The following is a 20,023-nucleotide window of genomic DNA, read 5'->3' on the forward strand; positions in this document are numbered from 1 at the left end:
GCAATCCTTTGCCGACAAACCCGCTGCGTCGGGAAGGGTCGCGACTAAAGCGACCGTTTGCGATTGGGAAAGGATGCCGACCTACTGCACCTTCGGGCGCCACGCCAAACCGGAAAAATGCTATAGAGCGTAGTTCCGGGAAGAGACCGAGATCAATCCCAGCTCAGAACGCCGCCGGTCTGATATTCCGTTACCCGGGTCTCGAAGAAGTTCTTCTCCTTCTTGAGATCCAGGATTTCGCTCATCCAGGGGAATGGATTGCCAGCGCCGGGGTACTGCTCCGGCAAACCGATCTGGGCGCAGCGTCGGTTGGCGATGAACTCCAGATAATCCTTGAACATGCCGGCATTCAGCCCCAATACGCCACGCGGCATGGTGTCGTAGGCATATTGCGTCTCTATCTCCACCGCCTCGCGAATCATGCGGATGATTTCATCCTGAAAGTCTTTGCGCCAGAGATGCGGATTCTCGATCTTGATTTGGTTGATGACATCGATGCCGAAGTTCATGTGCATCGATTCGTCCCGCAAGATGTATTGAAACTGCTCGGCGGTGCCCGTCATTTTGTTGCGTCGCCCCATCGAAAGGATTTGGGTAAAGCCGACGTAGAAGAAGATCCCTTCGAAAATCACGTAGAAGGCGATGAGATCGCGAAGCAGGCGCTGATCGTCTTCGGGCGTTCCGGTCCGGAATGCGGGATCGCCCAGAGACTGGGTGAACGGCAAGGCCCACTCCGCCTTGCGCGCCACGGCCGGCAATTCACGGTACATGTTGAACACTTCACCCTCGTCCATGCCGAGAGACTCGACGACGTATTGATAGGCATGAGTGTGCAGCGCTTCTTCGAAAGCCTGGCGCAGAAGATATTGGCGGCATTCCGGATTGGTAATGTGCCGGTATACCGCCAAAACCAGATTGTTGGCCACCAGGGAATCGGCGGTGGAAAAGAATCCGAGATTTCGCTTGATGATGGTGCGCTCGTCTTCGGTCAGTCCGTCGATACTCTTCCAAAGCGCAATGTCCGCGTTCATGTTGATTTCCTGCGGCATCCAGTGATTGGCGCAGGCATCCAGATATTTCTGCCAGGCCCAACGGTACTTGAACGGCACGAGCTGATTCAGGTCGGCGCGGCAATTGATAATCTGCTTGTCATCGACCTGGATGCGCCGGGCCCCCATTTCGATGCTCTCAAGGCCAGTCGCACCGGTACGAGAGTCGCTGCCCGCAGCAATCCCCTGGTCCGCTTCGTATCGCGTTTCAGCAAAAAAATCCTGAAATTCGGGACTGACCTTGCCGGTATCGCGCGCTGCGGCTAGTTCCCCTCCCCATTCCGCCAGCCGGGGCGCATTCGGATTAGTTTCAGCTTTGGCGGATTTGCCGGTAACGCCAGCGAGGGGATCTTCCCAATTCAACATGCTTTTTTCCTCTTTTCGGCCCGTGAGTGTTCAGGAGAAATATCTATGCAACTCTCGATCGTTGAGCGGTTGCCAACCTAAGCGACTATATATTGTGCACAAAAACATTATAGACACAATATGTAGGCTATAACTTTTGCCGGCAAGCCTCTCCCGCGTTTTTTGGGCCGAACCGCGCTACCACTGCACGGTAAAGGACATGGTGTTGATGTTCTTCCTGAACACTTCCAGCGCAAAGGGCTGCGCCAGTTTGTAAAGGTCCAAGATGGAATAATCGAGCCCCGGCCGTGCTCCGCTCTTGAATAACGACTCTTCGATGTTCTTGGCCATGATCAGCATCAGATCGTCAAGGTTTTCAGGGGAAACCGGTTTAATATCGCGCAAAAGTTTTTCGGCCATGATCCGAGCTCCTTTGGTTGCTGCGTCGCATCTCGATCGACTGATTCTCTTCCGAGTCCAAGTCGACTCTCGATTTGTGGTATTTATTCTACTCCTTAGACAGTTCGGATGTGGGTTGCCTCCGAACCGGGGATGTGCAAACCGTTCTCGTCAAGCTCTGACAAATGTGATGAAATTTCGACGTTGGGGTTATCTAATAACAAAGGCTGGACACGATGAATAAAAAGACCGACTCCCCCGAAGATCGACGGGTCGCACCGCGTTCGATTTCTTCCGTTCGCACTTATCTCATCCCCCCTGCCGGCAATCCATCACGCGGAATCACCAAAAACCTGAGCCGTTCCGGCATTTTTCTGCAGATGCCCACGCACACAGAGGCATCCGTGGGAAAACCCGCCATGGTCGTTTTTGCCGTCGAAAGAGGAAAAATCGTGCGGTTGCTCCGGTATTCGGTCATCGTCAAACGTGAATCCCAACAAGGATATGGGCTCGAATTCGGGCGGGCGTTATGGTCCACCGCGGTATTCCGCCGTTAATAGGCTGTGTTTACGCTGCACGGGATATGGACAGTCCATCGGCCGGCGTACGCCCGAGTGAATCCGGCCAAGAGTTTATCAATCGAGGTTGCCACCTCGCCCTTGACCGGGCGAGGTGCAAAAAGCAGGTTAACGCAATAGCTCGAGTGCCTTCTCGGCCGCTTCTTGTTTAGCCTTGCGTTTTACGACCTGAGCAGCGTCCCGGGTCGATTTGGGTGCATTTTTGACTTGGCTTTTGATCGCCTTGGCCTGATCCACACCGTCCTCGACAGCCTTGACGCCTTGTTTGGCTTGTGCCGGGACAGCATCCTTCAGCTGCCGCTCGGCAGATTCCTTGGCAGTGTCTAGGGCTTGCTCTCCTATCGCAGCAGACGCTTTATCGATGCTTTCCCTCAGGTTTTTGGCTTTCTCTATGCTCTCGGCCGCCACGTGCACTCGCTCGCGCGTACCGCGCTGAACCACCGTTTTGGCAGTATCTTTCAAGAGTTGTTTGGTGGCGCTTTCGATACCAGCCTCGGTAGCGGTTGTCGTGCCGCTCTCCCCTAAAAGCATGACCAGCAACCCCAGCGTTATTGTTTTCATAGGATGTCTCCTCATGTCTGAACACGGACGCCCAAGGCCATCCGTCGGCTAATAGTATGCAGACCGGCCGGCTGTGTATAGCATGGAGTGCGTCAACGCTCGCATTCCTTTAGCTTCATCGCATGAAAACAGAACGCCACAGAACCCCAAAACTGGCTTTACTGCTCGGCATTATCGCGCTCGCGGTCATCGGCATGTTTTTGGTTCCCGCCGTCCCGCAAGACCCGGCCTATCACGAGTTCGCCGACCGCAGCCGGTGGTTCGGCGTGCCGCATTTCTGGAATGTCGCGACCAATCTCCTCTTCCTCCTGGTCGGTCTGGCTGCGCTTCGGGAACTCGTCCGGGGAGTGCCGGATCGAACGCTCCCGGAGCTCCGGGCAAGCTATTTCGCCTTCTTCATCGGTATCGTACTGATCGGCCCCGGCTCGGCGTATTACCATCTCGATCCAAACAATACGACACTGGTCTGGGACCGCCTGCCCATGACCGTCGCCTTCATGGCTTTCGTCTCCATCATCGTCGGCGAATACATTTCCCGCCAGGCGGGGCAAAAACTGTTATGGCCGCTGATTCTCGTCGGTATTGCCTCCATCATCTATTGGCACGTGACCGAACAATCCGGACAAGGGGACCTACGCCCTTACGGCCTCGTCCAATTTCTACCCATGCTGCTGATTCCGCTGATACTGCTTTTGTTCTCACCTTCGTTCACGGGAAGCGGGTATATCTGGGCATTGCTCGGGTTCTATTTGGTCGCCAAACTGGCGGAGCTGCTGGATGAGACGATCTTTCAGGTGATGTACCCGATCAGCGGGCATGCGCTCAAACATGTTTTGGCGGCGATAGGGGCTTATTGTTTCTTGCTGGGGCTGAGAAAAAGAAAGCCGATCCGACACGAATGAGCTTTAGCGGAGCAATCCGCCGCCCCCCCGGCAGGGTAAACCGATTACTCGCGGATAAACGTCAATTGTGTTTCCGCCCGCCCCCCATTCGCGCCGCCATCAAAACTCCATGACGACCCTTGCAATCAGGAAATATAAGACTAAGCCGAGAGTATCGACCAGCGTCGTTACAACAGGAGCGCTCACTACCGCCGGATCGATACCGAACCGTCGCGCCAACAGCGGCATGCCTGCACCTACCAGAGTTGCGAGGACACAGATGGCGATCAGGGTCAGGGAAACTGTCGTAGCCAGCCCCGATTCGAACAGCAGCAACACGGGCACATAGGCGAGCAAAGCCACGGCAGTGCCGAGCAGAATGCCGATCCGAGTCTCGCGGAATACCACGCGCCCGACTCCCACCCCGTTGACATCGCCTGTGGCCATGGCACGGATCACGGTAGTCGCCGATTGGGCTCCACAATTGCCCCCAATACCGACGAGAAGGGGTATGAACACCGAGAGACTGATCGTCTGCTCCAGCAGTGATTCGAAAGCGGTGATTACGTTGACCGTCAGGGCGCCGGCCAAGGCAAGCAGCAACAGCCAGACAAAGCGGGCGCGGGCCAGATCCAACAAGGTGATCGAAAAATAGGGACGATCCACCGGCTCGCTACCCCCGGCCCGAGCAAAGTCCTCCTCCTGCTCGAGCTGAACGACGTCCATGGCGTCGTCCACCGTAATCAAGCCGAGCAAATGCCGAGCATCGTCGATTACCGGCAGCGCCAATAGATCCGCCGCCTGAATCAGGCGGGCCACCTGCTCCTGGTCGGTCTCAGGGGCTACCGTGGGCACCGGCGCCAGCATCACGTCCGCCACCTGCTGGTCCGGGTCGGCCAGCACCAGTGCGCTGAGCATTGCCAATCCCACCAGCCGCTCGTCGCCATCGAGGACCGGCAGCACGTTCACTGTACCGACCGCACGGCCCTCGCGGTGGACTAGGATCAACGCATCCCGCACCGAAAGTTCCGGCCGAAGCGGCAGATACTCCGGGTTCATGATGCGGCCCGCGCTCTCCACGGGGAAGGCGAGCAACTTGTGGGTCAGGCGCCTTTCGCGGGGACTGAGGCGAGCCAGCAAAGCCTGGCCGACCGGCTCAGGCAAGGTATCCAGCAGTCGGACTCGATCATCCGGATCGAGGTCCTCCAGCAACCGATTGACTTGATGATCGCGCAGAAACGCCAGCACCTCCTTCTGCAGCGGCGCTTCGAACTGCTCGAAAACAGTCCGCGCCACCTCCGGCGGATAACGCGACAGCGCCTCTGCCCGCTGCGGCGGTTCCAGCCGCCGCAACGCCTTGACAGCATCGAGCGTGTATTTCGGCATTTCACCGCCTTGATGACTCATCACGTCCTAGATTGTTGGATGCCGAAGGAATTTCAGCTCGACCATGTGCCAAACTCGGGATTCTCGTGTGTCACGCTGTCCTTTGCAGGCTATTCCATGCGCCTACTTCTTTGGACAACCGGCATGGCCGGTATCGTTCAGAGCTCTTCCGTAATATGGTATTTATCTTTTTCGAGTTCGAAAGAATAAGGTTTCGCTATTAAGGTGTCGCTGCCGCGACAGATTGATTTGACTGTGGGTGCTCGGACCCACGGCCGAGGTCCTTTCTTTTGCGCCGCCAAAAGAAAGGACCCAAAGAAAAAGCGGCCCGACGACTTGCCGCTTCGCGGTGCCCTGCGCGTCGCAGGCCCGGTCGGGGCTCGGCAGAAGGGATTTCCTATCCCTCTGCCGAGTGGACGCATCCCTGCGTCCACCCTTCGGGCCATTCCCGCCCGCGCCTGCGATGCTCGGCTACGTCGACGGGATACAAATCGTGTATGTCGCACGCCGATAATGTGTGCAGTCAGACAGTATCAGAGCACTATTGGGTAATACTTATACCGAATTGTGCCTCGTGCAAGCACGCACTCATAGATATAATTGGTATAAATATTTCATTTCCTTTCTCCATTTCTGGAAAAAGTAATCCCCCGCGGAATCATAGACTGCCGGTATCCAGTGGAGACACGAGCTGGAACATGCATATATTGCTTCTCTCTAGATCGCGCTTCTTCTCCATACAACTCGATCCCATTTGCTTCAGCCTGCATTCTCACGTAACCGCGTAGCATTTTTTCGCGATATGAATACAAGCCAGGCCGATTTCCGGAAATTAAAACTGAACCGCAAGAAGCATTTTTCAGATTTCTAATTCTGGCACTGTATTTACCGTTATCAAGCCGCAGCTTATCGGTGTACTGATCCATTATTTTGCCGTAAGAAGAATACATATCTTTTAAATAACGGAGCAACATATCCGAATCCGCTGTTGACCAGAGAACTTCCTCATAATCACCTGATGGTTGATTTACCGCTAACTCATATGGACGTTTTAGCTCTGCGGAAATACTATGTATTGCGTCCCTAATTGCAGGAAGATAATGCTCCCACGTTACTTTTTCAACTTCTTTTGCCTCATCATAAACCCGCCATAGCATTTTCTCCGTTATTAGATGTACATAATAAGGGTATCCGTCACTCACTTGTGCAATACGAATGTAAACATCTCTGTCCACATCGATACCAAATGTTCGTGCTGCATGGAGCACAATTTCCCATCGAGCCTCCCAAGGCAATTTAGGGAGTTCAATCGTCTGTAACTGTCGATAGGCAGACTGATGTGCGCCAAGCAATTCTTCTAGAGTTTTTCCGACACCCGTAAAAATAAATTTGAGCGGTATTTTTTTGTCACCAAGTTGTTTAATTAAATCTGCAAAAAGGTTTCTCTCTTCTGCAGAGCTAATCCGATCAAATTCATCCAATACAACAATTGGTTTTTCAGAGTGAAGGTACGAGACCTCTCTAAGTAACTCTACGGCCTCAGGCAATGTTCGAATCTGCTCACGAATATTCAAGCGTGTTTCATTTTGATTCTTTTCGATCTTAAAGAAACGCAGATCAATTGATTTCTTGACTTGTCTTGTTATCGAACGGAAACGACTTATATTTGCGGCCTGCATTGCGATATCGGCGACAACTGAGAGTAAAGTCGCATCGGGAGAGCACGAAACATCGATATAATCAGCCTCTGGGCTTTGATATTGATTTGCAGCTATCGCCGCAAGAGAAGACTTTCCGACCCCTCGATCTCCATAAATGAATATGTGTCTACCTGGAGCATATAAAGCCTTATCGATTTGATCAAGCTCTTCTCCGCGCCCAAAGAGATGTTCAATACTCTGAATCGGCTGAGATGGAAACACCACTGTATTTAACTTTTCTCCAAACTCATGACGATTAAACGTGGAAATCGACATATTTATTGCCTTCGATATTGAGTTCAGAAATGGCAAATGTGGAATTCATTTACTTGGGAAAACTGATCTTGAAATTCCCTTCCCCGTTTGCCGCGCCGAGCACCGGAGCTTTCGGCGGGAATAGCCCGGGAGGGGCGCGGAAAGGATTCCGCGCGTTGCCGGAGGGCCATGGATGGCCCTTCCGGCAACCCCCGACGAAAGCGAGGAGCGGAGGAGACAAGCGGCAATCGGGTGTCCTTTCTTTTGGCTCCTTTTCTTTGGACAAGCAAAGAAAAGTGCCTCGGCCGTGGGTCCGAGCACCCACAGTCAAATGAACCCTCGCGAAGCGAAACCTTTTATTCGGTGGGTTACGGCCAAAGGCCTAACCCACCCTACCATACCCTCACCCTAACCCCCTCCCAGAGGGAGAGGGAACTGAAAGGTCCCACAGTAGAGAGGAAGTAAATTACTGACACGCCTCACATTCCGGATCATCAATCGAACACATCTTCACCCCCGAAGCCGCCGCCTCGGCATAGGCGGCTTCCGCCGGGTGGTGCTTCGTTCCGGGAATCGCATCGTCGATGGGGTCGGTCTTCACGGCGTTGAGCTTGCCGTCGAAGGCGGTGCTCTTCTCCACGTGGGTGGCGCCCATGGTGCGGAGGTAGTAGGTGGTCTTCAGGCCGCGAATCCAGGCCAGTTTGTACAGGTTGTCGAGCTTCTTGCCGGAGGGCTCGGCCATGTACAGGTTGAGGGATTGCGCCTGGTCGATCCATTTTTGCCGGCGCGAGGCGGCTTCGACCAGCCAGCGCGGATCGACTTCGAAGGCGGTGGCGTAGATCTGTTTGAGCTGGTCCGGTATGCGCTCGATCTTTTGCAGGCTGCCGTCGTAGTACTTGAGGTCATTGATCATGACCGCATCCCACAGGTCGAGCTTCTTGAGATCGTTCACCAGGTACGGATTGACCACGGTGAACTCGCCGGAGAGGTTCGATTTGACGAACAGGTTCTGATAGGTCGGCTCGATCGACTGCGACACGCCGCAGATGTTGGAGATCGTCGCCGTCGGAGCGATCGCCATGGTGTTGCTGTTGCGCATGCCGACCGTTTTCACCCGCTCGCGGAGCGCGTCCCAGTCCAGGGTAAAGCTGCGGTCTTGCTGGAGATAACCGCCCCTGCCCTGTTCGACCAGAGCCATGGAATCGTAGGGCAGGATGCCCTGGCTCCACAGCGAGCCTTCGAAGCTGGAATATCGGCCGCGCTCTTCGGCGAGATCGGTGGACGCCTTGATGGCGTAGTAGCTCACCAGTTCCATGCTCTTGTCCGCAAAGCTTACGGCTTCATCCGAGGCATAGGGGATGCGCAGCTTGTACAGCGTCTCCTGGAAGCCCATGATGCCCAGCCCCACCGGCCGATGGCGCAGGTTCGAGCGGCGCGCCTGGGGAACGCTGTAGTAGTTGATGTCGATGACGTTGTCCAGCATGCGCATTGCGGTGGAGATCGTTTTCTCCAGCTTCTGCGCGTCGAGAACGCCGTCCTCGGTGACGTGATTCGACAGATTCACGCTGCCCAGGTTGCACACGGCGATTTCGTTGTCGTTGGTGTGCAGGGTGATCTCGGTGCAGAGATTGGAGCTGTGAACCACGCCCATGTGCCGGTTGGTATAGCGCAGGTTGCACGGATCCTTGAAGGCGACCCAGGGATGTCCCGTTTCGAACAGCATGGACAGCATCTTGCGCCAAAGCTGCGTCGCCGGAAGCCGCTTGTACAGCGTGATTTCGCCGCGGTCCACCTTGGCTTCGTACTCCAAATAGCGCTTCTCGAAGGCTTCACCGGTGAGGTCGTGCAGATCCGGCGTGTCGCTGGGAGTGAACAGCGTCCAGTCGCCCTCTTCCGCCACCCGCTTCATGAACAGATCGGGCACCCAGTTGGCGGTGTTCATGTCGTGGGTACGGCGGCGATCGTCGCCGGTGTTCTTGCGGAGTTCCAGGAACTCCTCGATATCCAGGTGCCAGGTTTCCAGATAGGCGCACATGGCGCCCTTGCGCTTTCCGCCCTGATTGACGGCGACGGCCGTGTCGTTGGCCACCTTGAGGAAAGGAACGACGCCCTGGGATTTGCCGTTGGTGCCTTTGATATGGGACCCCATGGCGCGAACCCGGGTCCAGTCGTTCCCCAGGCCGCCGGCATATTTCGACAGAAGGGCGTCGTCCTTGATGGCACCGAAGATGCCGTCCAGATCATCCGGCACGGTGGTGAGATAGCACGAGGAGAGCTGCGGGCGCAGTGTGCCGGAGTTGAACAAGGTGGGCGTGGAACTCATGAAATCGAAGCTGGAAAGCAGGTTGTAGAACTCGATGGCTTTCGCTTCACGATCGATTTCGCTGATGGCGAGCCCCATGGCGACGCGCATGAAGAACGCCTGGGGCAGCTCGAAACGGACGCCTTTGGCGTGAATGAAGTAACGATCGTACAGCGTTTGCAGGCCCAGATACGTGAACTGAAGATCGCGTTCGGGTTTGAGCGCCGCGCCGAGGCGCTGTAAGTCGAATCGGGTCAGCTCGGGCGACAAGAGCTCGAGTTCGGCACCGCGCTTCACGTAATCCGCGAAATATTCCGCATAGCGGTCCGCCATTTCGTCTTGAGTGGCTTCGAAAAAGCCGTGGCCGAGGAAACTCAGCGCCTCGCTGCGCAGGCTGTCCAGCAGCAGCCGGGCGGCCACGTAAGAATAATTCGGCTCCTGTTCGATCCGGGCGCGCGCCGCCATCATAAGCGCCGGGGCCACGTCCTTCTCGGGCACGCCGTCGAACAGGTTGCGCTGCGTTTCTTCCAGAATCCAGGCTCCATCCACGTCGGCGAGATCGCGGCAGGCCTCTTCGACGATCTTTTGCAGGCGCGCCATGTCCAATGGCTTTTGGCTGCCGTCGGGCAGGGTCACGTGAATGACCGGCGCTTGGGCTTCTTCTTGCTCCGCGGCTTTCTGCGCCCGAAGCCGCGCCCTGTCCTCGCGATACAACACGTAAGCGCGGGCGATCTTGTGATGCCCCCCACGCATCAAGCCCAGTTCGACCTGATCCTGAATGTCTTCGATATGAATGGTGCCGCCGGAAGGATTCCGCCGGAACAGGGCATTGACCACCTGGCCGGTCAGCTCCTCGACGGTCTCGTGGATGCGGCGGCTAGCGGCGGCGGTATTACCTTCGACGGCCAAAAATGCTTTGGTAATGGCGACGCTGATCTTGCCGGCGTCGAAAATAGTCACCTTGCCGTTGCGCCGGATGACGCGCATCTCGCCGGGAGCGGTTGCGCGCAGATCGGCGGAAACAGTTGGCAGATCCAAGGGAATCGCGGTCGGCTGATTGGTACGGGCTGCGGATTCGGTTTCCATAGATGCGTGTCCTCCGAGGATGGCTGTATGTATTACGACATACACTATAGAATGTGGTCCGCCATATCGTCAAGCACAACATCCTGTGGTTTACTCTGTTGAGGGCCTGTGGATAAATTGTGCAAGAAAAGCGTTAAAATGCATTGAAATCAAGGTACTTGGCGCACGTCCATTATTCGTCCAACGGGTTTGTTGTACTATTTGTCCGCCAATACACAACAACAATTCATAACAAGGGCAACTTCTCACCATGCAAAGCGTGCGGGAATGGTTGAGTGACTGGGTCAAGCGAGTGCTGCCGAACTCGCAGGCCGTCTCTTTCGCAATTCTTTTGATCGTCGGTTTCGTGCTGGTGATCAGTTTGGGGCAGATGCTCATGCCGGTATTCGCGGCAGGCGTCATTGCCTATCTGCTGGAAGGCCTAGTCGCGATCGGCGTGCGGAAAAAGCTGCCCCGCCTTGCCGCAGTCATCATCGTCTACGTACTTTTCCTCGCTTTTCTATTGTTTTTGTTCGTCGCACTCCTGCCGCTCCTTTATCAGCAAACCGTGCAACTCATAGAGCAGCTGCCGGCTTGGATGAACCGCGGACAAATGCTGGTGATGCAGCTGCCGCAGCAGTATCCGAACTTCATTACCGAGGAACAGATCTACGAATTGACCGGCGTGGTACGGAGAGAACTCCTCGCCTGGGGCCAATCCATGCTGACTTATTCGTACGCGTCCTTGGTCAGCGCCATCACTTTGATCGTCTATCTGATCCTGGTGCCGTTGCTGGTGTTTTTCTTCCTTAAAGACAAGGACTACATCCTCGGTTGGTTTAGCCAATACATGCCCCGCGACCGCAATCTTTCTACCCGTGTGTGGCGCGAGGTAGACATGCAAATCGGAAATTACGTACGCGGAAAGTTCTTCGAGGTCACGGTGCTGCTCGCCGTCAGCTATGCGGTGTTCTCGCTGATGGGGCTCAATTACTCGCTGCTGCTCGCGGTGCTGATGGGGCTCTCGGTGATCATTCCCTACGTCGGCGCGACATTGGTAACGTTTCCGGTGATGATCGTGGCTTTCTTCCAGTGGGGACTCACCGACGATTTTTGGTATTTGCTGCTGGCTTACGGCATCATTCAGGCCCTGGACGGGGTCGTATTAGTACCGCTGCTGTTTTCCGAAGTGGTCAACCTGCACCCGGTGGCCATCATCGTCGCCATCTTGTTTTTCGGCGGGTTCTGGGGATTCTGGGGCGTGTTTTTCGCCATTCCCTTGGCGACATTGGTCAAGGCGGTACTGGCGGCTTGGCCGCGATTGGGGGAAGAGGAAATTCCGCCGGAAGACGCCGCCCCGGCTCAGTTGGTAAAACCACCCAAAACCATACCCTTGAGCCGGGAGCAGGTTTAAACCCGCATTTCTCACCCTCCTTCGTAGCGACGGCGTCGAAACTCCGCTGTGGCGCGCCGCACGGACTGAGCGACGGCGGAGGCGTAGCCGACACTACGTCGAGCCGCCGTGCCAAGGCTATAGGATGTGCCGACCAAGGAAGGGTTGCGACTAAAGCAACCGTTTGCGATTGGGTGCATCGCTCGCGAACGATGCCTGTCCTGAGCCCAGTCGAAGGGCGGTTCGTTCTTCACAGCATCCTACGGCCTCTGTTTGCAATTGGGACGGCGTCCGTAGTAGGAAGGGTCGCTTCGGCGCTCCCGAAGCGACCGTTTGCGATTGGAAGGGCATCTCTGACGCTCCCAGAGATGCCGTTTGCGATTGGAAGGGGCCGATTAAAGGCCCGTTTGCGATTGGGAAGGGATTCCCGACCTACTCGCGAGTGCCCGTACAGTAGGTATGAAAATGCTCTAAAGGCCCGTTTGCGATTGGAAGGTCGCGACTAAAGCGACGTTTGCGATTGGAGGAGAGTGAGAAATGCGGGTTAATCTACGATTTTCTCGACTTGGCCACCAAATAGACTTCGGGGCTTCGATCCCGCGAAGCTTTGGGTTTTCGCACCGACACCTTGCCGAACATCTGGCGGGATTTCCGCACGAAGTCGTCGAAGTCGGGTCCTTGGAACAGCTTGGCCACGAAGCTCCCGCCGGGCTTGAGGAGCTGTTCGGCGGTATCGAGAGCCAATTCGGCGAGATACATCGCTCTTGCCTGATCCACAACGCGTGCGCCGCTCATGTTGGGCGCCATATCGGACAAGATCAGGTCGACCGGCCGGCCCTCCAGTTTCGCCTGCAACTGCTCCAATACGGATTCTTCCCGAAAATCGCCCTGAATTGCGGTCACACCCGGAATCGCTTCCATCGGCAGAAGATCAAGCGCTATAATTTCGCCGCTTTTTCCGATCCGCTCCGCTGCGTACTGGGACCAACCGCCCGGCGCGGCTCCCAAGTCCAGCACCACCATGCCCGGCTTGAACAAGTGCTCCCGCTCGTCCAATTCTTTCAGCTTAAACACCGCCCGTGAGCGGTAGCCAAGCGCTTGGGCTTGTTTTACATATTCGTCGGAAAAGTGTTCGGCCAGCCAACGACGGCTGCTTCGACTACGCGGCATAATCTAATGTACGGCCAAATTGAATCCCAGTTCCCGAGGAAATCCGAGTTGAAATCTGATTATAAGAAATTCTTGCGTGCCAAGGCCCATTCCCTGAAACCCGTCGTCATCACCGGCCAGGCGGGAATCACACCCGCCGTATTGAACGAGATCGGTTTAGCCTTGGACCATCATGAATTGATCAAGGTGCGGGTGAACGCCGCCGACCGAGAAGAACGCCGCGAGATGACCGCCCAGATCTGCGGAGAACTGGGCGCCGAATTGATTCAATCGATCGGCCATATCATCACGCTTTATCGGCAAAATCCTGACAAGAAATAACTAAATATATTTGACCGAGCAAACTTCGAATTCCCTTACGCCACCCGGCGCCTGTACCGTCGCGACATCGCCCTCCCGCTTGCCGATCAGCGCCCGGGCGATGGGCGAGGTGATGGAGATCAGTCCTTCCTTGATATTGGCTTCATCCTCGCCGACGATTTGGTAAGTCACCGAATCGCCGCTGCCCATGTCTTCAAGCTCGACCGTGGCCCCAAAAACCACCTTGCCCCCGGCATTGAGCGTCGTCACATCGATGATTTGAGCGTGCGCCAACTTGGCCTCGATTTCCTTGATCCGGCCTTCGGTAAATCCCTGTTGCTCGCGCGCCGCGTGATATTCCGCATTTTCCTTCAAATCGCCGTGCGACCGAGCCTCGGCGATGGCTTCGATAATCCTCGGGCGCATGACTGTCTTAAGGTGGTTAAGCTCTTCGCGCAGCTTTTCTGCCCCACGGGCGGTCAGTGGAACTTTATTCATAGTTGCGTTTCCTCAAAAGTCACACTTTGCAGAATTCCTGGTGCAAATCCTGTAGGCGATTGACATCGCCGGCATCCAGTTCGCTAAGGGCGGAACAGGTGGCACGGGCACCGGAAATAGTAGTCGTGTAGGTAATCTGCTGTTGCAGTGCCTGGCGCCGAATGGTGAATGAATCGGCAATGGCTTTCTTGCCTTCGGTCGTGTTGATGATGAACTGGAGTTCGTCGTTCTTGATCATATCCACGATATGCGGCCGCCCCTCGTAAACCTTGTTCACGGTGATGCAAGGTATGCCGGCGTCTTCTAGCACTCTCGCCGATCCGCGCGTGGCCACTAATCGGAAACCTTTGGCCAGAAGATCTCGGGCTATCGGGATGACCTTGGACTTGTCGCTCTCCCTCACACTGATCAGCACATTGCCGCTGTGGGCCAGTTTTACGCTGGCGGCGCGCTGCGCTTTGGCGTAAGCCTCGCCGAACGTGACTCCCACGCCCATCACTTCGCCGGTGGACTTCATTTCCGGGCCGAGCAGCGGGTCCACGCCGGGGAATTTGATGAAGGGAAACACCGCCTCTTTGACCGAGTAATACTCGGGGATGCGTTCCTCAAAGATGCCTTGTTCGTCCAGACTTTTTCCCACCATACAGCGGGCCGCGATCTTGGCCAGCGGATAGCCGGTGGCCTTGGATACGAACGGAACGGTACGCGAAGCGCGCGGATTGACTTCCAGAATGAAAATTTCTTCGCCCTTGATGGCGAACTGGGTGTTCATGAGCCCCACAACGCCCAGGGCCTCGGCAAGCTGACGAACCTGTTCGCGCACCCGAGTCTGAAGCTCGGGGCTCAAATCATACGGCGGAATCGAGCACGCCGAATCGCCGGAATGCACGCCCGCCTGCTCGATATGCTGCATCAGTCCGCCGATCAGGACTCGTTTTCCGTCGCATATGGCGTCGACGTCCATTTCGATGGCATCGTCCAGGAACCGGTCCAACAGCACCGGCGACTCGTTGGAAACGCTCACCGCCTCGCGCATGTAGCGCCCCAGGTCCTCGTCGTTGAACACGATTTCCATGGCCCGCCCGCCCAATACATAAGAGGGCCGAACCACCAGCGGATAGCCGATTTCGTTCGCGCAGCGCATGGCTTCGTCCAGGGAACGCGCGGTGCGGTTGGGCGGCTGTTTGAGATTTAGGCGATCGACCAGCTTTTGGAAACGCTCCCGGTCTTCCGCCAGGTCGATGGAATCGGGCGACGTGCCGATAATGGGCGCATCGGCCGCCTCCAGCGCCCGCGCCAGCTTCAGCGGCGTCTGGCCACCGTACTGGACGATGACCCCGGCTGGTTTTTCCAGATCAATGATCTCCAGCACGTCTTCCAGCGTGAGCGGTTCGAAATAGAGCCGGTCGGACGTGTCGAAGTCGGTGGAGACCGTTTCCGGGTTGCAGTTGATCATGATGGTTTCGTAACCATCTTCACGCAGCGCCATCGCGGCGTGCACGCAGCAGTAGTCGAATTCGATGCCCTGGCCGATTCGATTGGGTCCGCCGCCCAAAACGATGATTTTCTTCCGCTCGGTAGGATTCGCCTCGCATTCTTCCTCATAAGTGGAATAAAGGTAGGCCGTTGCCGTGGCGAACTCCGCCGCACAAGAATCGATGCGCTTGTAAACCGGACGGATGCCGTGCTTGTGGCGCACGGCCCGGACTTCCGACTCGGCGCTGCCCAACAGCGCCGCGAGACGCGAATCGGCGAACCCTTTGCGTTTTAAAGCGAACAGTTCTTCCGAAGACAGCGTGGCCAAGGTGCGCTTCGCCAGTCCCATTTCTTCCTGCACCAGCTCCTCGATCTGGGCCAGGAACCACGGGTCGACGCGGCAATGGGCATGCACCTCGTCCAACATCCATCCCGCCCGGAAAGCGTCGGCGATATAGAAGATGCGCTCGGGTCCGGGATGGCGAAGCTCCCGAAGAAGAATATTGCCGGCATCCTCGGCGGAAACGTCGAGCTTTCCGACCAGACCGTCCACGCCGGTTTCCAGGCTGCGCAGGGCTTTTTGCAGAGACTCCTGGAAGGTGCGGCCTATGGCCATGGCCTCGCCGACCGATTTCATTTGGGTCGTCAGCCGATCGTCCGCCTGCGGAAACTTTTCGAACGCGAACCGGGGCACCTTGGTGACCACGTAATCGATGGTCGGCTCGAAAGAGGCCGGCGTCGCGCCTCCGGTGATCTCGTTCTTCAGTTCGTCCAGCGTATAGCCGACCGCCAGTTTGGCCGCAACCTTGGCGATCGGGAATCCGGTTGCCTTGGACGCCAGGGCCGAGGAACGGCTCACGCGGGGATTCATCTCGATGACGATCATGCGCCCGTCCTTGGGGTTAATCGCGAACTGTACGTTGGAACCGCCGGTGTCGACTCCGATCTCGCGCAGCACCGCAATGGAGGCGTTGCGCATGATCTGGTATTCCTTGTCCGTCAGGGTCTGCGCCGGGGCGACGGTGATGGAGTCGCCGGTATGGACCCCCATGGGGTCCAGATTCTCGATGGAGCAGATGATGATGCAGTTGTCCTTGCGGTCACGCACGACTTCCATCTCGAACTCTTTCCAGCCCAGCACCGACTCCTCGATGAGAAGCTCATGGGTAGGCGAAAGTTCCAGGCCGCGTTCGCAAATCTCGACGAATTCCTGTCGGTTATAGGCGATGCCGCCGCCCGATCCGCCCAGCGTGAACGAAGGGCGGATGATGGCCGGAAAGCCGATTTCGTCCAGACAGGCGAGCGCTTCTTCCAGGCTGTGGGCAACGCCGGAACGGGCAGAGCCCAGACCGATCTTGGTCATGGCCTGCTTGAATTTTTCCCGGTCTTCGGCCTTGTCGATGGCTTCCTTGGAGGCACCGATCATCTGTACGCCGAATTTCTCCAGCACCCCGTTACGGTCCAGATCGAGCGCGCAATTCAGCGCGGTCTGTCCGCCCATGGTCGGCAACAGTGCGTCCGGCCGCTCCTTCTCGATGATTTTGGCGACGGTCTGCCAGTCTATAGGCTCGATGTAGGTGGCATCGGCCATCTCCGGATCGGTCATGATGGTGGCCGGGTTGGAGTTGACCAGGATCACCCGGTAGCCCTCTTCCTTTAGTGCCTTGCACGCCTGTGCGCCGGAATAGTCGAACTCGCAGGCCTGCCCGATGACGATGGGACCGGCGCCGAGTAAAAGGATGGACTGAATGTCGGTTCTTTTAGGCATGAAGCGTTGTATCGTTGATCTATGTCTGAGCGAAAGCCGTTCCGGACTGTGCGAAAAAACTCAACCTGCGGGTACCGTGCGTGCGGACCGGCCGTCCTGGCGACAGGCCATGCTTTCGATAAAGCGGTCGAACAACGGCGTCAGGTCGTGCGGTCCGGGACTGGCCTCGGGATGGCCTTGAAAACTGAAGGCCGGGCGATCGGTCAGCTCGATGCCCTGCAGGCTGCCGTCGAAGAGCGAGCGGTAGATCGGTCGTACGTTTCGCGGCAGGCTGCCTTCGTCCACAGCGAAGCCGTGATTTTGGCTCGTGATCAATACGCGACCGGTATCCAGTTCCTGAACGGGGTGGTTGGCGCCGTGGTGACCGAACTTCATCTTCATCGTCCTCGCGCCGCTTGCCAAAGCTAACAACTGATGGCCGAGACATATACCGAATACCGGAATCTGGATGTCCAGAAACTCCCGGATTGCTTGGACGGCGTAATCGCAGGGCTCGGGATCGCCCGGTCCGTTCGATAAGAAGATTCCGTCCGGGTTCAATGCCAGAACCTCACGGGCCGATGCGGTGGCCGGAACTACCGTCAAGCGGCAACCCCTGTCGGCGAGAAGGCGAAGAATATTGCGTTTGACGCCGAAATCATATGCGACCACATGGAAGCGATTCTGATCGAGTTCGCCGTATCCCTGCCCGAGCTGCCAGGACGTTTCCGACCACGCATAGCTTTGTCGTGCGGTGACCTCCTTGGCCAGGTCCATGCCTTGCAGCCCCGGAAATTCCCGCGCTTTGGCGACGGCATAATCCGGGTCGATCTCTTTGCCGGCGATAAGGCAACCGCGCTGGGCTCCCTTGTCGCGAAGAGTGCGGGTCAGTTTCCGGGTGTCGATTCCGGCAATGCCAACCACCCTATTTTCTTTCAGATACTCCGGGAGACTCTTGTCGGCCCGCCAATTGCTCAAGCGCGTCGGCACGTCGCGAACAACCAGTCCGCTGGCATACACGCCCCCCGACTCCAGGTCTTCACGGTTGATGCCGACGTTACCGATGTGCGGATACGTGAGCGTTACGATTTGGCGGGCATAGGACGGGTCCGTCAGGATTTCCTGGTAGCCGGTTATGGACGTGTTGAAAACCACTTCACCGACGGAACAATCTTCTGCTCCGATGGATATACCCCGAAAAACGGTGCCGTCTTCCAAGGCCAGCAATGCGAGCGTGTTCAATTTGTGTCACCTTAGACATGCAAAACGGGAGGGACCATATGGTCCGTCCCGTTGCTGTTATTCGTGGATATCGCTAATTTAACGGGGATTTTACGAAAAATGGGCATCTGCTGTCTATGAGGGTCAGTCAACCGTCCGGTCGACGCCCCGCCCTTCGGAGTCTTCACAATCGGCTGTGGGTTCCGTCGCACATGGGTTGCTTATCGGTATGCTTGCAGCCGCAGAGCCAGACTTTCTTTGCCTCGGCAAGTTCGAAAACTACTGGCGAAAACTCCGTTCCCTTATGGGAACCATCGCAAAACGGTTGCTTGGCGGATCGCCCGCAGGCACACCACCAGTATTTACCCGGCGCTAGATCCATGGCGTACGGGGCCTTCTGAGGGATGGTCGGTTCGGACATGGCTATCTCCTGTTCTCGTTCTAAGGGCAAAGAAGGTGACATAAATAGGCCTGATCTGTCATCAGTCTGGATAATCCATGATCAGTTTTCGAGCGGCCGGAGTTCGCCGTACGTGCGCCCCATCGTCCCGAGTTTCGGAGATACGACTCGGAACGACTAATCGCGGTTCCGCACAGAGCCACGCCGAATCATATTCTTAGCCCCAGAGGATTATCGGGATCGATATGGTCCATAAACGGTTTACGGCGGTCCTGATCGGTGACTTGGTAAATACACCCCAACCAATTGTTGAACACCGCTTTCGCAGTATCCCGCCAAGTGTTGTCCAAATGCCGGATCACCTCCTCTTCGGGAAACTCCGGAGGCGTTTTGCCAAGGCGCCGGGCGCTTCGGAGATGTTGACCGTATTCGTTAAGTACACCGCCCACGTCCAAATTGAAATAATGTTCCGGAAACGGCGGATAATCCTCGCGTTCTCCGTGGTAGTGGCGCATCACTTCGCGCTTGTACTCCTTCAGCAGGCTGATCGTGTCGTACTCCGGATGCCCTTGGAAATAGACTACGCGGAACAGGTCCGGGCTCACCGCGAGATGGACGCCCGCCTCCTCGCTTTCAACCAGAACTTTAAGCCCGGCAGCTTCCATATCTTCCCGAAAAATTTCATTGTAACGGGAGTGAGGCACGTCGAAACGGGTATTGATGTCGGCAACCAAAGGATGGCGCCGCTCGACCACTCGGTGGGAATAGACTCCCCAACGCTTGAAGCCCAAATGAGTGCGCTCTACGCCGTGGCAATACTGAAACAGCGCATGGGTCGCGAGACACGAACATAAAATGGACGTGACGTTCTGCTTCGCCCAGTCGAACACTTCGGTCAACGGTTGCCAGAACGCCTCCTCAGGAAGATGCGGATGAGTGACGTTCGCGCCGCTCACGATCAGCCCGTCGAGCCCATCGCGTTTGATTTGCCCGAAGGTCTCGTAATAGCGGTCGATATGGTTTTGCGCCTGTTCGCTCCGCTGTATGCCTTCGATCGTGAACGGATGCATGTGAAACTGCACGATCGGATTGGCGGCCCCAACCAGGCGAAAAAATTGCCGCTCGGTCGCCTCCAGAGCCGAATCCGGCATCATATTGAGAAGCCCGATATGCATTTCTCGGATGTCCTGATGGCGAGCGCGCTCGACCGAGAGGATTTCCTGCCCCTCCTCCCTCAAGCGCCTGAACGTGGGCAATTCGGTGTGCGCTACCAAAGGCATGTCTTCAAGCTCTCCGA

The 20,023-nt window shown here is 56.5% G+C and carries 16 protein-coding genes; 4 read left to right on the forward strand and 12 right to left on the reverse strand.

Annotation, left to right across the window (positions count from 1 at the left end; genetic code table 11):
• Positions 1-152: 152 nt before the first annotated feature.
• Entirely contained in the window at positions 153-1,415 is a 1,263-nt protein-coding gene (locus ACWJJK_RS13935; RefSeq protein WP_454128193.1) for a ribonucleotide-diphosphate reductase subunit beta, read from the reverse strand.
• Positions 1,416-1,592: 177 nt separating this feature from the next.
• The gene (locus tag ACWJJK_RS13940; protein ID WP_077729863.1) at positions 1,593-1,814 is read right to left on the reverse strand and encodes a hypothetical protein; all 222 of its coding nucleotides are present in this window, start codon (positions 1,812-1,814) and stop codon (positions 1,593-1,595) included.
• A 215-nt stretch (positions 1,815-2,029) separates the two neighbouring features.
• On the opposite strand from ACWJJK_RS13940, the gene ACWJJK_RS13945 reads away from it, so the two are divergent.
• On the forward strand, positions 2,030-2,350 hold the full coding sequence (locus ACWJJK_RS13945; RefSeq protein ID WP_077729864.1) for a PilZ domain-containing protein: 321 nt from the start codon (positions 2,030-2,032) through the stop codon (positions 2,348-2,350).
• A 129-nt stretch (positions 2,351-2,479) separates the two neighbouring features.
• Here the strand turns inward: ACWJJK_RS13945 and ACWJJK_RS13950 are convergent, their stop codons facing one another.
• A complete protein-coding gene (locus ACWJJK_RS13950; RefSeq protein ID WP_347258360.1) occupies positions 2,480-2,932 on the reverse strand; it encodes a hypothetical protein in 453 nt (150 codons plus the stop codon).
• 122 nt (positions 2,933-3,054) lie between these two features.
• Here ACWJJK_RS13950 and ACWJJK_RS13955 point away from each other — a divergent pair, with 122 nt between their 5' ends.
• Complete coding sequence (locus tag ACWJJK_RS13955; protein WP_156879411.1) at positions 3,055-3,834, forward strand: ceramidase domain-containing protein; 780 nt, start codon at positions 3,055-3,057, stop codon at positions 3,832-3,834.
• Positions 3,835-3,933: 99 nt separating this feature from the next.
• Here ACWJJK_RS13955 and mgtE read toward each other — a convergent pair whose 3' ends face one another.
• The 3 genes from mgtE to ACWJJK_RS13970 form a co-directional block, all read right to left on the reverse strand.
• Complete coding sequence (mgtE, locus tag ACWJJK_RS13960) at positions 3,934-5,220, reverse strand: magnesium transporter (protein ID WP_454128194.1); 1,287 nt, start codon at positions 5,218-5,220, stop codon at positions 3,934-3,936.
• A 593-nt stretch (positions 5,221-5,813) separates the two neighbouring features.
• Positions 5,814-7,175 (reverse strand): AAA family ATPase, encoded by a 1,362-nt coding sequence (locus ACWJJK_RS13965; RefSeq protein ID WP_077729868.1) that lies wholly within the window; start codon positions 7,173-7,175, stop codon positions 5,814-5,816.
• 445 nt (positions 7,176-7,620) lie between these two features.
• Positions 7,621-10,542: a ribonucleoside-diphosphate reductase subunit alpha gene (locus tag ACWJJK_RS13970; protein WP_454128195.1), complete on the reverse strand. Its 2,922-nt coding sequence runs from the start codon at positions 10,540-10,542 to the stop codon at positions 7,621-7,623.
• Positions 10,543-10,792: 250 nt separating this feature from the next.
• Between ACWJJK_RS13970 and ACWJJK_RS13975 the strand changes: the two genes are divergently transcribed.
• On the forward strand, positions 10,793-11,935 hold the full coding sequence (locus ACWJJK_RS13975; RefSeq protein ID WP_077729870.1) for an AI-2E family transporter: 1,143 nt from the start codon (positions 10,793-10,795) through the stop codon (positions 11,933-11,935).
• Positions 11,936-12,463: 528 nt separating this feature from the next.
• On the opposite strand, the gene rlmE is transcribed toward ACWJJK_RS13975, so the two are convergent.
• Positions 12,464-13,087, reverse strand: coding sequence for a 23S rRNA (uridine(2552)-2'-O)-methyltransferase RlmE (rlmE, locus tag ACWJJK_RS13980; protein WP_240502477.1), 624 nt, complete (start codon positions 13,085-13,087; stop codon positions 12,464-12,466).
• Positions 13,088-13,132: 45 nt separating this feature from the next.
• On the opposite strand from rlmE, the gene yhbY reads away from it, so the two are divergent.
• On the forward strand, positions 13,133-13,405 hold the full coding sequence (gene yhbY, locus ACWJJK_RS13985; RefSeq protein ID WP_240502471.1) for a ribosome assembly RNA-binding protein YhbY: 273 nt from the start codon (positions 13,133-13,135) through the stop codon (positions 13,403-13,405).
• Here the strand turns inward: yhbY and greA are convergent, their stop codons facing one another.
• The 5 genes from greA to metA form a co-directional block, all read right to left on the reverse strand.
• Positions 13,406-13,882, reverse strand: coding sequence for a transcription elongation factor GreA (gene greA / locus ACWJJK_RS13990; RefSeq protein ID WP_077729873.1), 477 nt, complete (start codon positions 13,880-13,882; stop codon positions 13,406-13,408). It lies immediately after the preceding gene.
• Positions 13,883-13,901: 19 nt separating this feature from the next.
• Positions 13,902-17,126, reverse strand: a complete 3,225-nt coding sequence (gene carB / locus ACWJJK_RS13995; protein ID WP_454128196.1) for a carbamoyl-phosphate synthase large subunit — start codon at positions 17,124-17,126, stop codon at positions 13,902-13,904.
• A 60-nt stretch (positions 17,127-17,186) separates the two neighbouring features.
• A complete protein-coding gene (gene carA / locus ACWJJK_RS14000) occupies positions 17,187-18,347 on the reverse strand; it encodes a glutamine-hydrolyzing carbamoyl-phosphate synthase small subunit (protein ID WP_156879407.1) in 1,161 nt (386 codons plus the stop codon).
• Between the two features lie 163 nt (positions 18,348-18,510).
• Entirely contained in the window at positions 18,511-18,747 is a 237-nt protein-coding gene (locus ACWJJK_RS14005; RefSeq protein ID WP_077729876.1) for a CDGSH iron-sulfur domain-containing protein, read from the reverse strand.
• Positions 18,748-18,935: 188 nt separating this feature from the next.
• The gene (gene metA, locus ACWJJK_RS14010) at positions 18,936-20,006 is read right to left on the reverse strand and encodes a homoserine O-succinyltransferase MetA (RefSeq protein ID WP_086135024.1); all 1,071 of its coding nucleotides are present in this window, start codon (positions 20,004-20,006) and stop codon (positions 18,936-18,938) included.
• Positions 20,007-20,023: the final 17 nt, after the last annotated feature.

The sequence above is a fragment of the Methylocaldum gracile genome (assembly GCF_053646815.1).

What these genes read in the sequence shown, in the direction of transcription:
- metA (WP_086135024.1), bottom strand. Translation starts at nt 20,006, where the DNA reads ATGCCTTTGGTAGCGCACACCGAATTGCCCACGTTCAGGCGCTTGAGG.
- ACWJJK_RS13950 (WP_347258360.1), bottom strand. Translation starts at nt 2,932, where the DNA reads ATGAAAACAATAACGCTGGGGTTGCTGGTCATGCTTTTAGGGGAGAGC.
- greA (WP_077729873.1), bottom strand. Translation starts at nt 13,882, where the DNA reads ATGAATAAAGTTCCACTGACCGCCCGTGGGGCAGAAAAGCTGCGCGAA.
- carB (WP_454128196.1), bottom strand. Translation starts at nt 17,126, where the DNA reads ATGCCTAAAAGAACCGACATTCAGTCCATCCTTTTACTCGGCGCCGGT.
- ACWJJK_RS14005 (WP_077729876.1), bottom strand. Translation starts at nt 18,747, where the DNA reads ATGTCCGAACCGACCATCCCTCAGAAGGCCCCGTACGCCATGGATCTA.
- ACWJJK_RS13965 (WP_077729868.1), bottom strand. Translation starts at nt 7,175, where the DNA reads ATGTCGATTTCCACGTTTAATCGTCATGAGTTTGGAGAAAAGTTAAAT.
- mgtE (WP_454128194.1), bottom strand. Translation starts at nt 5,220, where the DNA reads ATGAGTCATCAAGGCGGTGAAATGCCGAAATACACGCTCGATGCTGTC.
- ACWJJK_RS13945 (WP_077729864.1), top strand. Translation starts at nt 2,030, where the DNA reads ATGAATAAAAAGACCGACTCCCCCGAAGATCGACGGGTCGCACCGCGT.
- ACWJJK_RS13940 (WP_077729863.1), bottom strand. Translation starts at nt 1,814, where the DNA reads ATGGCCGAAAAACTTTTGCGCGATATTAAACCGGTTTCCCCTGAAAAC.
- ACWJJK_RS13955 (WP_156879411.1), top strand. Translation starts at nt 3,055, where the DNA reads ATGAAAACAGAACGCCACAGAACCCCAAAACTGGCTTTACTGCTCGGC.
- ACWJJK_RS13935 (WP_454128193.1), bottom strand. Translation starts at nt 1,415, where the DNA reads ATGTTGAATTGGGAAGATCCCCTCGCTGGCGTTACCGGCAAATCCGCC.
- ACWJJK_RS13970 (WP_454128195.1), bottom strand. Translation starts at nt 10,542, where the DNA reads ATGGAAACCGAATCCGCAGCCCGTACCAATCAGCCGACCGCGATTCCC.
- ACWJJK_RS13975 (WP_077729870.1), top strand. Translation starts at nt 10,793, where the DNA reads ATGCAAAGCGTGCGGGAATGGTTGAGTGACTGGGTCAAGCGAGTGCTG.